Annotated in this window: 13 protein-coding genes, 1 tRNA gene and 1 pseudogene; 7 read left to right on the forward strand and 8 right to left on the reverse strand. The window is 47.2% G+C overall.

What is annotated here, in order from left to right:
* Positions 1-254 precede the first annotated feature (254 nt).
* A pseudogene (locus tag IEX60_RS24850) lies at positions 255-668 on the reverse strand (hemerythrin domain-containing protein).
* A gap of 18 nt (positions 669-686) precedes the next feature.
* On the opposite strand from IEX60_RS24850, the gene IEX60_RS16615 reads away from it, so the two are divergent.
* Entirely contained in the window at positions 687-1,142 is a 456-nt protein-coding gene (locus IEX60_RS16615; RefSeq protein WP_188752532.1) for a recombinase zinc ribbon domain-containing protein, read from the forward strand.
* A 251-nt stretch (positions 1,143-1,393) separates the two neighbouring features.
* Here IEX60_RS16615 and IEX60_RS16620 read toward each other — a convergent pair.
* A tRNA-Arg gene (locus IEX60_RS16620) sits at positions 1,394-1,468 on the reverse strand.
* A gap of 229 nt (positions 1,469-1,697) precedes the next feature.
* On the opposite strand from IEX60_RS16620, the gene IEX60_RS16625 reads away from it, so the two are divergent.
* From IEX60_RS16625 to IEX60_RS16650, 6 genes are all read left to right on the forward strand, one after another.
* The gene (locus IEX60_RS16625) at positions 1,698-2,342 is read left to right on the forward strand and encodes a peroxiredoxin (protein ID WP_188752533.1); all 645 of its coding nucleotides are present in this window, start codon (positions 1,698-1,700) and stop codon (positions 2,340-2,342) included.
* Positions 2,343-2,421: 79 nt separating this feature from the next.
* Complete coding sequence (locus IEX60_RS16630; RefSeq protein WP_188752534.1) at positions 2,422-2,736, forward strand: thioredoxin family protein; 315 nt, start codon at positions 2,422-2,424, stop codon at positions 2,734-2,736.
* Positions 2,717-2,977 carry a DUF6952 family protein gene (locus IEX60_RS16635; RefSeq protein WP_188752535.1) on the forward strand — a complete coding sequence of 87 codons (261 nt, stop codon included), beginning with the start codon at positions 2,717-2,719 and terminating at the stop codon, positions 2,975-2,977. Before IEX60_RS16630 ends, IEX60_RS16635 begins: the two co-directional genes overlap by 20 nt.
* Before the next feature lie 267 nt (positions 2,978-3,244).
* The gene (locus tag IEX60_RS16640; RefSeq protein WP_188752536.1) at positions 3,245-5,680 is read left to right on the forward strand and encodes a PIG-L family deacetylase; all 2,436 of its coding nucleotides are present in this window, start codon (positions 3,245-3,247) and stop codon (positions 5,678-5,680) included.
* A gap of 17 nt (positions 5,681-5,697) precedes the next feature.
* Positions 5,698-5,898, forward strand: a complete 201-nt coding sequence (locus IEX60_RS16645) for a hypothetical protein (RefSeq protein ID WP_188752537.1) — start codon at positions 5,698-5,700, stop codon at positions 5,896-5,898.
* Positions 5,899-6,003: 105 nt separating this feature from the next.
* Complete coding sequence (locus IEX60_RS16650; RefSeq protein WP_188752538.1) at positions 6,004-7,719, forward strand: sodium:solute symporter family transporter; 1,716 nt, start codon at positions 6,004-6,006, stop codon at positions 7,717-7,719.
* Between the two features lie 4 nt (positions 7,720-7,723).
* On the opposite strand, the gene IEX60_RS16655 is transcribed toward IEX60_RS16650, so the two are convergent.
* From IEX60_RS16655 to IEX60_RS16680, 6 genes are all read right to left on the reverse strand, one after another.
* A complete protein-coding gene (locus tag IEX60_RS16655) occupies positions 7,724-8,572 on the reverse strand; it encodes an N-acetylmuramoyl-L-alanine amidase (protein WP_188752539.1) in 849 nt (282 codons plus the stop codon).
* A 40-nt stretch (positions 8,573-8,612) separates the two neighbouring features.
* Positions 8,613-9,605 carry a DUF3078 domain-containing protein gene (locus IEX60_RS16660; protein WP_188752540.1) on the reverse strand — a complete coding sequence of 331 codons (993 nt, stop codon included), beginning with the start codon at positions 9,603-9,605 and terminating at the stop codon, positions 8,613-8,615.
* A 47-nt stretch (positions 9,606-9,652) separates the two neighbouring features.
* A complete protein-coding gene (locus tag IEX60_RS16665) occupies positions 9,653-10,405 on the reverse strand; it encodes a peptidase associated/transthyretin-like domain-containing protein (RefSeq protein WP_229717610.1) in 753 nt (250 codons plus the stop codon).
* A gap of 67 nt (positions 10,406-10,472) precedes the next feature.
* Complete coding sequence (locus tag IEX60_RS16670) at positions 10,473-11,327, reverse strand: glucosaminidase domain-containing protein (RefSeq protein ID WP_188752541.1); 855 nt, start codon at positions 11,325-11,327, stop codon at positions 10,473-10,475.
* A complete protein-coding gene (locus tag IEX60_RS16675) occupies positions 11,328-12,014 on the reverse strand; it encodes a glucosaminidase domain and LysM peptidoglycan-binding domain-containing protein (RefSeq protein WP_188752542.1) in 687 nt (228 codons plus the stop codon).
* A 20-nt stretch (positions 12,015-12,034) separates the two neighbouring features.
* Positions 12,035-12,670, reverse strand: a complete 636-nt coding sequence (locus IEX60_RS16680; protein ID WP_188752543.1) for an O-methyltransferase — start codon at positions 12,668-12,670, stop codon at positions 12,035-12,037.
* Positions 12,671-12,760 lie beyond the last annotated feature (90 nt).

Here is a 12,760-nt window from a genome sequence, read left to right on the forward strand (position 1 = left end):
AAGTGGTTGCCTTTGTAATGAAATATCAGAAAGTCTACCACAGACATTGACGGAGTTTTTTCTTTGTGCTCGAAATAATGAGCAACCAATGCCGGCAATTTCAACAACTGGTAAAGCTCCGTTGTCGAAAAAAGGTAAGTGGTTACTATCAGCGCCGTGAGCAATTTCATCTATACAAATTTAGTTAATCTTTAGGCAATCGTACCTGGTAATTTTATGCCTGAGCGTAATTTATATTTTATCAAAATAAAATTCTATCGATGTGCCAAGCGTTCGTTTTCGATTTTGATGACCTTTGGAAACAGGATGTTGTTTTCAAGGTGGATATGTTGGAATAGATCATTTTCAAACGCTTTGATCTTTTCATACAGGTAGGTGTAGGAATTGCAAGCATTGGCGGGCAGCTGATAATCAGCGGTCAATTTACGGAAGTTGCGCAATTCATTTCCGGCATCCTGATGTTCCCGTTCCAAGTCTTGCACCGCTTCGTGGATTTGCTAAGGCAAATCGTTGGCTCCGTGTTCCAATTTTTTGACCAAGGGAAAAAGTATTTGCTCTTCTTTTTGAAGATGACTATAAAGATCGGCCATGAATGCGTGCATGCCTTCGGCCAACTCCATCAGTTCGTGATGTTCGAAACCGTGGCGTAGCGCTACTTTATCTGCCAATTGTTCAATGATAGGCCCATGTTCCCGTATATCCCACTTAAGCGGTTTTTAACTTGCGGTCACTGTGGAAAACCTCTCCGCGGTTATATCGTCAAGAAAAAGAATCTCCACTATTACAAGTGCTGCACAAAGGCCTGCAATAACAACAAAAGCGCAACGACGCTCAACAGCCTTTTTGAGAAAGTTTTGGATAGGTTTAAAATCGACAGGGCAAAGGATGTCATCGATTTGATAAAACAACAGACCGTTGCCGTGTTTAACCAGTTGACTGCCGGAAAGCAGGACGATTATCAACATCTACAGCGACAGCACAGGGAAATCGTAACAAAGATCAACAGGCTTGAGGAAAGATATGTTGAAGAGGAGATAGGGGGTGACCTATACCACAAATACCGTCAGCGATATGATGATGAGAGGATAAGAAATAGAGGAAAAACTGATGAAGCTATCCCGGCAGGTGTCGAACCTCGATGACAGCATCGGATTTGTTATCAAATTCGCCCTTGAATTGCCTTTAAAGTGGGTTTCTGCCGACTATAACACTAGGCAGCGTATCCAGTTTTTACTCTTCCCTCAAGGTATTAGTTACTGCAAGAAAACTGATGAAAGTCGAACCCCGAGAATAAATTTATTGTTTTTGTATGTTGCTTATTTTCAGCAAATTATAACAAAAAAGAAAAGAGGCATACCAGAACTTGGACTGGATTTTGCCTCTTTTTCCACTTTGGTAGCCCCGACGGGAATCGAACCCATATCTAAAGTTTAGGAAACTTCTATTCTATCCGTTGAACTACAGGGCCATACCGTTCTTGCGGCAAAAATACGATTTTATACAGATAATGAAAAAGGATTTCTTCTGCAGCCAAAAATGTATCCAAAATCACTAATTAACCCAAAAAATCGCTCGAAAAGTAATCTTAATTTAAAATTATCGGTTAATAGACAATATATATATCCCATTGACAAAAACGATAAATTACGATGGGGATAAACCGTATCTTTGCACCCGAAAACAATAAACAGATAGTCATGAGTTTAACAGGAAAAAAATTCCCAAACATTACAGTTGATGCAATTGATTACCTCGGTGATTACTTGTCTATTAACATTTTTGAAGAAGCAACCCAAAAAGGCAAAAAAGTATTGCTTTTCTGGTATCCCAAAGATTTTACATTTGTATGTCCTACTGAGCTTCATGCATTCCAAGAGGCACTGCCCGAATTTGAAAAACGCAATACACTGGTCGTTGGTGCATCTTGCGATACCAACGAAGTACACTTTGCTTGGTTAAACACAGCCAAAGATAACGGAGGCATCGAAGGGGTAACCTATCCCATTCTGGCCGATACGAACCGTAATCTGTCCCGCGTGCTGGGCATACTGGAAGGTGAAGAGAAAGAAAGCGAAGAGTTTGGATACCTATTTGAAGGTTCAAACGTAACATTCCGCGCCACTTACCTGATTGACGAAGATGGCAAAGTGTTTCACGAAAGCGTAAATGACATGCCTGTAGGCCGCAATGTAAAAGAATACCTCCGGCTGATCGACGCTTATGCGCACGTACAGAAGTTCGGCGAAGTATGTCCTGCCAACTGGGAAGAAGGAAAAGATGCCATGCATGCCACCCGTGACGGCGTAGCCAGTTATTTGGCAAGCCAAGTTTCGCTTAGCTAAGCGGTGCACAAAGATTTAACAGGTAACCACCCCTTTAAGAGGGGTTGGTTACCCTAATAAATGAAGAATTAAAATTAGTATGCTACAAGAATTAGAAAACGACAACCTTTCCGATATTGTAAAAAGCAACGACGTAGTACTGGTGCAATACTCAGCTACCTGGTGCGGAAACTGCAAAATTATGAAACCAAAGTTCAAAAAATTAGCTTCGGAAAATGAGCAGATTCCCTTCGTTATTGCAGATGCCGAGCGGTTTCCGCAATCCAGACAATTGGCCAATGTCAGCAATTTACCCACCTTTGCCGCCTTCAAAAACGGGCAGTTGGTAAATCAGGTACAAACAAACAAATTTGATCCGTTAATCGAACTACTGAATGAAGTTACCCATAATTAAACACCTAGCTGAGTTCATCGAGCAGAATGATTCCGATTACGTACTTGAAACCATCGAAACATTGGAATCGCTTATCGAGGTACCCTCTTTGAAAGACGAGGAGTTGGATGTCATCGGGGAGTTGATTTCAAATATGTACGGTGCCATTGAAGTTGATAAGTTGGTAAAAAGCGGGATGGAGCGGAAAGAAGCATTGAATACTTTTATGAAGCGGGTGCTGGGATCGATCGACAAAGCGTAACAATGTTCAAAACCATTTGTTTGTGGAAAACTTGTAAGGCCCCAGTTAGCTGATATCGCTTCCATTTTTGTAACTTTACCGTTGTTAAAGGTTAACTTCTTAAGGCTGATTTTATAGTTTAGATGAATGCGATGTCCTTTTGGGTATTTGCTAAAAGCACGGTTTTAAGATTTAAATGATTTTTTAATTGTTAATTTGCAGGAGCCGTCCCGATGTACAATCGGGACGGCTTTTGTTTTATCCCCCGCAAACTTTATCTTTAAACCCATGAATATAAGACGTATCGCCTTTTTCTTTTCACTCTTCCTTGTTACATTCTCCACCGTCGCCCAAACACAAAAACCGAAGCATGCCGGCGAAATTAAGCAAGCCATCAAGAAACTGAATACCCTAGGTTCGGTATTATATTTTGCTGCCCATCCGGACGACGAAAACACCCGGTTAATTGCGTGGCTGGCGAAAGAGAAATTATATCGGACCGGCTACCTTTCACTGACCCGTGGCGATGGCGGCCAAAATCTCATCGGAACCGAACAAGCGGAAGAGCTCGGACTTATCCGTACCCAGGAACTCCTTGCGGCACGCAGCGTAGACGGAGGAGAACAGTTCTTTTCACGGGCACTCGATTTCGGGTTTTCGAAAACATGGGATGAGACTTTCCGGTTCTGGGGTCGAGAAAACATCCTTGCAGATGCCGTCTGGACTATCCGGAAATTCCGCCCGGATGTCATCATCACCCGCTTCCCTCCCGATGAACGGGCCGGGCACGGACACCACCAAGCTTCCGCTTTATTGGCCATTGAGGCCTTTAAAGCCGCTGCAGACCCCAGCCGGTTTCCGGAACAGCTTACCCATGTTTCGGTATGGCAGGCCAAACGCTTACTTTGGAACACGTCGAGTTTCTTCCAGGGATCGCCCCCCTCTTCGGCTCATTTGCTGATAAACATCGGCGATTACAATCCTTTTCTGGGGGAGTCCTATGGTGAAATCGCCGCAGAAAGCCGGTCTAACCACAAAAGCCAGGGCTTCGGAGCCGCCCGGCAGCGGGGCAACAGCATTGAACGCTTTGAGGTATTGGCGGGAGATACCCCTGAAAAAGACCTGTTTGATGGAATCGGAACTTCCTGGGAGCGGGTGGAAGGGAGCGGAAACATTCCGCAATTGATCACGGCCATTTACAACGCCTTTGAAGACGAACATCCGGAAAATTCGATCGATGGATTGATCTCCCTTCTCGCCGAGGTAGAGAACGTAAAAGACACCTATTGGAAGGAACAAAAAACGGCAGAAATAAAAGACCTAATTATTGCATGCGGAGGGATTTGGTTTGAAAGCTACGCCCCCATGGCTAAATATGCCGTCGGCGAGCAAATTCCCGTTAATACAACTTTCATCGTGCGCCGCCCGGGCATCGAAGTGTTTGTTGGAAATACAAAGCTGACTTTTAACGAGCCCTACGAGCAGTCTTCCACCCTTGAAGCAAACCGCATCACACAACCCTATTGGCTCCGTACCCCACATAGCTTGGGTAGTTTTACAGTGGAACATCAAGAAGACATCGGGCAGCCCATCAATTCCGATGGTCCCAAGACTTCGGTCAGCTTGCGTGTCAACGGTAAGGAACTCACGTTTGAACGCCCGATTGTCTATAAATATACCCATCCGGTTCGGGGCGAAGTGTACGAGCCACTGGCCATAGCACCACGGATAACTGCCAATCTCGGCCAAAAGGCTCTCGTATTCAATGGTAACGAGCCCAAAACGCTGGAAGTTGTCTTTACGGCACACACTCAAGATCGCGTAGCTGCTACGGCCTTTCTCCGCCTGCCCCAGGGCTGGCGGGCCGAACCCCAGCAGATACCCTTGGATTTCGCTGCCAAGTCGGATGAAATCACGTCCAAATTCACCATTTATCCTGCGGCCAATGCGTCGCTTTCGGATTCGTTAAGCATTGCATTGCAATATGCCGATTCCACAGAAACGGCCCATGCCATCCGTTCCATCGCCTACGAACATATTCCCCATATCACGTGGTTCCCGCCCACCACCGCCCGCTTAAGCAAAATAGAAACCGGTGTATCCGCAATGCACATCGGCTATCTGCCGGGTGCGGGTGATTTAATTCCGCAGGCTTTGCGGGAAATCGGATTGCGGGTGGACATACTGAGCGAACAGGATATCCTCTCGGATAATCTCTCGCAATACGATGCCATTGTTACGGGTGTACGTTTGTACAATGTAAATGAACGGATGCGTTATATGCAGCCTCACCTGATGGCTTACGTGAAAAACGGTGGTACGTTACTGGTTCAATATAACGTCAGCGGAGGGTCTCTGGCGTCTGACCTCGGCCCCTATCCATTGGCATTAAGCCGAAGCCGGGTGACCGACGAAACCGCTCCCGTAACCATACTCAGTCCCGATAGTCGGGCACTCAACTATCCAAACCAGATTACCGCTGCCGACTTCGACGGTTGGATACAGGAACGCGGCCTGTATTTTGCAGGTCAGGCAGACAGCCAATACGACCAACCGCTGCAGATGGCTGATCCGGGAGAGGCCCCCAACAGCGGGTCGTTGCTGGTAGCCCGGTACGGAGAAGGTAACTTTGTTTATACATCGCTTGCTTTTTTCAGGCAATTGCCTGCCGGCGTACCCGGAGCATACAGATTATTTGTAAATTTGCTGGCAAAACCCAATTGATTAAACAACGTATCGTTATGGAACAACACATCGAAGAACAAGCTAACGGAAAAAATATCAACGGCTATTTCTACTTGTTGGGTGCCGTATTTGGTGGTCTGACAGGAGGCTACATTCAAGAAAGTTTTCTCGCTGCCATCATCGGCGTTGTAGTGGGAGTGGCGTTTGCCGGCTTTTTTGTAGGCAGCCTGCTCAAAGGGCGCGAGCATGACCGATAAGGGACTTCCTCCCTTCATCCGTAACTGGAAGCGCTTCTACTGGATTGTGATCGGCTGGTTACTGGTGCTTATCCTGTTATTTTATTTATTTACCAAACATTTCGGATGAGTACGACGGATTGGGTGGTATTGTTTTGCACACTGCTACTGATCGTAGCCTATGGTGTGTATAAGAGCCGGGGAATCCGCAACATCGACGGATATCTTTTGGGCAATAAGTCATTGCCCTGGTATCACGTAGCCTTATCCGTTATGGCCACCCAGGCAAGTGCGATCACCTTCCTGTCAGCTCCCGGCCTTGCCTACTCCTCGGGCATGAGCTTCGTCCAGTTTTACTTTGGCCTTCCCTTGGCGATGATTGTGCTGAGCGTTTCGTTTGTGCCCATTTTCCATCGGCTACGGGTTTTTACTGCCTATGAATTTCTGGAGAAACGTTTTGACGTACGTACGCGTGCCTTCACTGCAGCACTCTTTCTAATCCAACGGGGCCTTTCCACGGGCATCACGATCTACGCCCCCGCCATTATCTTATCCAGCATTCTGCAGATCAACGTCATCTATACCACGCTGTTCATCGGCACACTTGTGGTCCTCTACACCGTCTATGGAGGCACCAAAGCGGTCTCGTACACGCAACTGCTCCAAATGACCATTATTTTCGGCGGACTACTCACTGCAGGTATATTGGTAGTGTATATGTTGCCCCAAGACATTGGCTTTTCCAAGGCATTGCATATTGCCGGCAAGTCAGGCAAGGCGAATGCCATTGACCTATCGTTCGACTGGAACAACCAGTATACATTGTGGAGTGGCCTCATCGGTGGTTTTTTTCTACAGCTATCTTACTTTGGTACCGACCAAAGCCAAGTGGGCAGATACCTTACCGGCTCCTCGGTCCGCGACAGCCGTATCGGGTTACTTATGAATGGATTGCTGAAGGTCCCCATGCAGTTTGCCATTTTACTGATCGGTATTTTGGTGTTTGCCTTTTACCAATACAACAGTCCACCCATATTCTTCAACAAATACGAACTGCACCGAATCGAAAACAGCCCCTATGCCGCTCAGGTCGAAGCGCTGAAAACAGAACACCACGCTATTTTCGAAGACAAACAGAAGCAGATACACCGGTTGACCGAAGCGTTGGATGCGGATGACGAAACCGTCATTGCTGACGTCCGTAACCAACTGCAAAGTGCAGACGAACGGGCCAAGGAAATACGGCAGAACCTGGTGGAATTAATGCAGCAGAACGATGCGCTGGCTGATACCAACGATAACAATTACATCTTTCTTTCTTTCGTGACGGAAAACTTCCCAAAGGGCCTGATCGGACTGTTGGTAGCCATTGTATTCATGGCTTCCATGGGCGCCACCTCGGGGGCCATTAACTCCCTGGCATCCACGACCGTCATTGATATTTACAAGCGCTTCGTCAGCAAAAAGGGCAGCGAACGGAGGTACCTGTCGGCCTCACGGATATTTACGTTGGTGTGGGGTATATTTTGCATTATCATTGCCCTCTATGCCAGTAAACTGGGCAATTTATTGGAAGCCGTTAACATCCTGGGATCCCTGTTCTACGGTACTATACTGGGGATATTTGTTGTCGCCTTTTACGTGAAACGGGCAGGTGGGAAAGCCGTGCTTTGGGCAGCAGTCCTCACCGAAGTTGTGGTGGTGTCCTTTTGGTGGTTTGATGTAATGGCGTTTCTCTGGCTCAATCTGGTGGGATGTGCCGGCGTGGTCTTATTCTCCCTCATCTTTCAGGGTACCCGCTCCAATCAACAAACACTTGCAACAAATGCATCTCCCCAATAAATTATTACTTACGGTATAAACTATATAATACGCTGAGATCGTAATCCGTTAGTTCCGGACTGATATCATCCTGGATGTAATGCAGTTTAAATGCCTTGATCGCCGCGTCAAGATTACGGGTATCATAACCGATGATGCGCAACGCATCTTCCGGATTAAAATTTTCGGGAGGTGTCATCAACACTTCATCCGGCCACATCCCAAAACCACGTTCCGCTAAACGCTTCCAGGGAAAGAACGCACTCGGATCCACCTTGCGGGAGGGTGCGATGTCCGAATGGCCGATGAAGTTGGCCGACGGAATGTTATACCGCTGCTTCAACGTATCCAAAAGCGTCAACAAACTATAGATCTGGGGTTCGGTGAAAGGTTCTTTACCATTGTTATCCAGCTCAACACCCAGTGATATGGAATTTAAATCGGTTACCGTGCCCCATTTACCAGCCCCTGCATGCCATCCGCGCACATAGTCGTTAAGCAGCTGGTAAACCTCCCCGTTACGCCCGATCACGTAGTGGGCACTTACCTCTGAATGCGGAACGGTAAAGGTATGCAGTGTCTGTTCCAGGCTATCTTGTGCCGTATGGTGAATGATCACGTAGTTGGGCTTACGCAGGTTAAAATGGATGGATGCAACCTGCCGCGCTTCGCGTTTGGTCTGAGGGATTTCCGACACGGCAGTCATGCCTGTTATCGAATCATAAGTGGCAGTCAGACGGGGTGTTGCGTAGGGCAAAGGCGCCTGCATTTGCTTGGTCAGCACTTTCAGCTGCTGCTTATATTGCTTGTTGGTTTTCGCATAGCGGTTTGTAGTGCACGCTGATAACACCAATGTCGCCAGCAAAATCGACATCGCCCTACGTATCGTGCAAATGCCACCGTGTGCCATGGAATTATCTTGGTATTTTATAGAGAAGGCCTAATGCGAGTGCCTGACTCGTTTGGATATTTTCATGCTGTCTGCTGTCGTAAACCAGAATACCCGCCAGCGTCACGTTAATCAGCCGGGTAACTGACGCCGTAAGCGTTGCTTCCAGCCGGTGAGACGGGTCAGTGAGTTCTTCGTAGTTGGCAAACATATTATAGCGGCTTTTCAGATTGATGTTCTGGGCAATGTTGCGATCAAGAAGGGCCGTAAGCTGGAATGCAAGGTCATTTCGGAAATGCTTTCCCGGTTCAACACCATACCGTGAGCCATCGCCCGCCGTAGGTACTACATTATCATCCGATACGAACGTCTGCCGGGCAGTACCTGTACCGATACGTAGCGAAAAAGTATTGTCCGGTTTGTATTCAATACCCAAGGATTCAGCAAGATAGCCAGGGGCCATAAAATTGGACTTTACCGTAGTTGTCTCTTCACGGCCCGTAACTTCATTTACCCCATAATTCCAACCGATGTCAAACTGGCTTTCAAAAGTGAGCGACGTAAATAGCGACCAATGGTTGGCCACCTTCAATGAAAGTTTATTATCCCAAAAAATACGGTCATTATTTTTACGGGGTAACTGCTCTTTGTTTTTCTGCTTACCATATTGCAGATTTAGTTCGGTGACGAAGTTGGTATTATTCCGTGTATAGTCGGACTTGTGATTAAGCAATAGGCCTACGGATATTGAATTGACACCCCCGGTTTGCCAGTTATCACTGAACGATGCTTGATTGGCATTGATACCAAACGAAGACCAATGCCGCCAATAAATCACCTTCAAATCCAGGTTGGACATGGGGAGTTTAACAGGGCGTATCCCGAGTTCGGGCTTTTCTACCTTAAGGCTATTGGAATCCGGTCGGTACCGCAATTCATCTAAATCATAGATCTGTGCCCGGCCTATCGACACACAGAATAGCAACGAAGAAAGCAAAAAGTAAAACTGTCGTCTCATATCTGCTGCTAAATTAGCAAATATCGTGCTGTTTTTTCTGCAAACGTTTATTTATCCACTTGCGGAAACGGTGGAAGCCGCCGTGCAGCCGGATTTTGCCGGTATTGTGCCAGTGAGGAGCGGATGTAAAACGCCAAATTATAGTCATTGGCACTCAGGACAAAATAATAAGAAGGCCTGTATTGGCGCATGAAATCCGCCAATGTCGCACCGGTCAAACCCGTCACCCCGCTCACCAGCTCAGGCGTAAATCGATAATCAATCACTGATTCCCGGTAATCCTGCTCGATGATTTCCTGTAGCCGGCGAGAATTTTTGCCCTCACGGCTTATCAGTTTATACAATGCATCAATGCTCACTCCCGCTCCGGTCGGGCCCACAGAAAAGATAGATCCTGCGTTTCCTTTGCTATAAGCCGTGCCATACTCCTTTTTGTTTTCTTCAAGCCGCTCTTCCGGGCTACGCCGGGCAATGACAGAGACTTCATCCAGCCAAATGGTAGACCGCTCCATATTAAACAGCACAACGTTTTTGGTAGACACAACGAGCGTATCGGGGTAGTAACCTTTCGTGGCTGCAATCAGGATGTCTCCCGGAGATGCCTGAATAGAGAACTCGCCGCGCGTGTTATTATATCCCCCTTCGTCATTCGCCGTATTATAGACATATACCTGCGAGATTCGCTGCTTGGTATGTTTGTCAAACACGATACCCTGTATGGTGGTCTGGGCCCATGCATCACCACAGAAATACAATCCCCCAAAAAGCAATCCGACAAGAAAACGACTTACATAATTCACTGCCGTAAAACTACAGCTAAGTTTGCAGTTGACGAAAAATTTAACATCAATTTGCACTATTGCGCACCTACTGTGACACCAGGATAAGCTGGCCAACAAACAGAGACTCGGTTTTTAATCCATTCAGGTCCATTAAGTCACGGGTAGACATTCCGTGTTTACGGGCAATATCAGCCAATGTATCTCCCTGCCTCACTTCATGAATATCGATCCGAACAGGAGCCTTGGCCTGAGCTACCTGAAGCTCTTCCGGTTTATTTTCTACGATTTCGGTTTGGACTACTTCTTCCCGTCTGACTTTTTCGGCTCGGCTTTCCGGCTGGTCGTATTGATGGAGTTGATAGCGTTCGATCAGTTCAACAAGCATGTCCGCATAACGTGGATTGGTTGCATAACCGGCAGATTTAAGTCCCTTCGCCCATCCCTTATAATCATCTTTATCAAGCTCGAAGAGCGCAGCATAGCGCTTCCGTAACAGAAACTGCGAATGATCTTTAAAAGAATCTTCCGGCCGCTCATACACCCGGAAACAATCATCACGCCGGTCGTCGTCCTGATAGGTTTTTTTACCTATCCATTCCGGCGTACACTTAATACCGAAGTGATTGTTCGCTTGCCGTGCCAATGCACTGTTACCGTTTCCGGATTCAAGGAGTGCCTGAGCCAATTTGATACTGGCCGGTATGCCGTACCGTTCCATCTCTTCTATTGCAATGCCCTTATAACGTTCGATGTAATCCTGCCCCGATGTACTCGCATAGGAAGAAACTGGTGGACGTGATACCGGTTTGTTCGGCGCATCCGTAGGCTTCTGAACCGGAACAGGACGTTTCGTTACGTGCGGATTCTGAAGCACATCCTGCTTTGATAAACAGGACGAAAACAATGCGGCAATCAGCCATGCATATAACCACCTTTTCATCTACAGGATCAATTGTTGTCCGATGTGCAACCGCGAATGGGTAAGCCCATTGTTACGCTGCAGGTCCTTTACGGTTGTGCCGTATTTCCTTGCAATGTCATACAAGGTATCCCCCTGTTTCACGGTGTATGTCTCGGTCTCGACCGGCTCATCCAACGAAGCAGCAACCTCTCCGGCAGCGGGTTGGCTGTCCAAATCATCCAGGTTATATTCCCGGATGATCCCGATTACTTTCGCTGACCAGGATGGACTATGCGCATATCCCGAACGCGCGATTCCCTGTACCCATTTCTGGTATTCGTGAGGTTGATACCGTTCAAACAGTTCCCGGCTACCTTTACGCCGCTTTAGAAATTCAATAAAGTCTGCATAGGATTCTTCCACGGAGGCGTACCCCTTGTAAGCCGACCGGATTTCTTTGCTGGTATTCGGGCCTTTGATGCCGAAATGATTGTTTAAATACCGTGCCACCCGACTGCTGCCATGTGCACTCTCGTGCATGGCAATCGCCAGTATGATGCTAGCGGGGCAACCATATTCCTCCATATAGTGTACCGCAGCATCTTTATATTGTTCAATATAACGTTGAGCCGTGTATTCCTGAGCCATCGAATGGCTAGCAAAACCCACGATCCACCCGATTGTAAGGCATAAGGCGATTCGTATTGATTTACTTGTTCCTTCCATGCGTCAATAGGTTAACTCGTTCAGCGCTTTCGCAACAAATATACACCGTCGCGAATGGGGAGAATTAATTTATCCACACGATCATCAGCCCCCAGTTGCTTATTCAGGGCAGCAATCTGCTGGGTCTGAGCGTCATGGGCATCTCCTACCACTTTCCCCTTCCACAAGACATTGTCTATCAAGATCAGACCGCCCCGGCGGCTTTTTTCCAAAGCTAGTTCGTAATAAAGACCGTTGTTCTTCTTATCGGCATCGATGAAAACCAGATCAAAAGGCCCCTCCAATTGCGGAACGAGGGTTACTGCATCGCCGATATGATAGTGAATCGAATGACTCCATTCGGATGACTCAAAATAGCCCCGCACCCGTTCCTCCAGTTCGACGTTGTTGTCAATGGTATGGATTTCGCCGCCCTCAGCAAGTCCTTCCGCCAGGCACAACGTAGCATATCCGGTAAATGTGCCAACTTCCAGAATCCGGTGCGGAGACACCAGCTTGCTCAAGAAAGCCAGCAACCTGCCCTGATAATGACCTGAGAGCATATGAGGTCTTGTCTCTTTTATATAGGTTTCCCTATGGATATGCTGCAACCATGCAGGCTCCACATCACAGGTCTTTTCCAGATAGCTCGTCAATAAGTCATCGAACATATCCATCGCCTGCAAACTTAGCTAAAATCTTGGTATCACGAGCGTCCCCGGGGCAAAAAAATTGCCACCTCCGGCCCGCAAAATACTGCCGGCCCA

The organism is Parapedobacter defluvii, from assembly GCF_014642075.1.
Classification (GTDB): Bacteria; Bacteroidota; Bacteroidia; order Sphingobacteriales; family Sphingobacteriaceae; genus Parapedobacter; species Parapedobacter defluvii.

Bases quoted from the DNA above. Each gene is read 5' to 3' on its own strand.
- IEX60_RS16655 (WP_188752539.1), bottom strand. From the start codon at position 8,572: ATGTCGATTTTGCTGGCGACATTGGTGTTATCAGCGTGCACTACAAAC.
- IEX60_RS16680 (WP_188752543.1), bottom strand. From the start codon at position 12,670: ATGGATATGTTCGATGACTTATTGACGAGCTATCTGGAAAAGACCTGT.
- IEX60_RS16630 (WP_188752534.1), top strand. From the start codon at position 2,422: ATGCTACAAGAATTAGAAAACGACAACCTTTCCGATATTGTAAAAAGC.
- IEX60_RS16650 (WP_188752538.1), top strand. From the start codon at position 6,004: ATGAGTACGACGGATTGGGTGGTATTGTTTTGCACACTGCTACTGATC.
- IEX60_RS16640 (WP_188752536.1), top strand. From the start codon at position 3,245: ATGAATATAAGACGTATCGCCTTTTTCTTTTCACTCTTCCTTGTTACA.
- IEX60_RS16625 (WP_188752533.1), top strand. From the start codon at position 1,698: ATGAGTTTAACAGGAAAAAAATTCCCAAACATTACAGTTGATGCAATT.
- IEX60_RS16675 (WP_188752542.1), bottom strand. From the start codon at position 12,014: ATGGAAGGAACAAGTAAATCAATACGAATCGCCTTATGCCTTACAATC.
- IEX60_RS16660 (WP_188752540.1), bottom strand. From the start codon at position 9,605: ATGAGACGACAGTTTTACTTTTTGCTTTCTTCGTTGCTATTCTGTGTG.
- IEX60_RS16670 (WP_188752541.1), bottom strand. From the start codon at position 11,327: ATGAAAAGGTGGTTATATGCATGGCTGATTGCCGCATTGTTTTCGTCC.
- IEX60_RS16635 (WP_188752535.1), top strand. From the start codon at position 2,717: ATGAAGTTACCCATAATTAAACACCTAGCTGAGTTCATCGAGCAGAAT.
- IEX60_RS16645 (WP_188752537.1), top strand. From the start codon at position 5,698: ATGGAACAACACATCGAAGAACAAGCTAACGGAAAAAATATCAACGGC.
- IEX60_RS16615 (WP_188752532.1), top strand. From the start codon at position 687: ATGTTCCCGTATATCCCACTTAAGCGGTTTTTAACTTGCGGTCACTGT.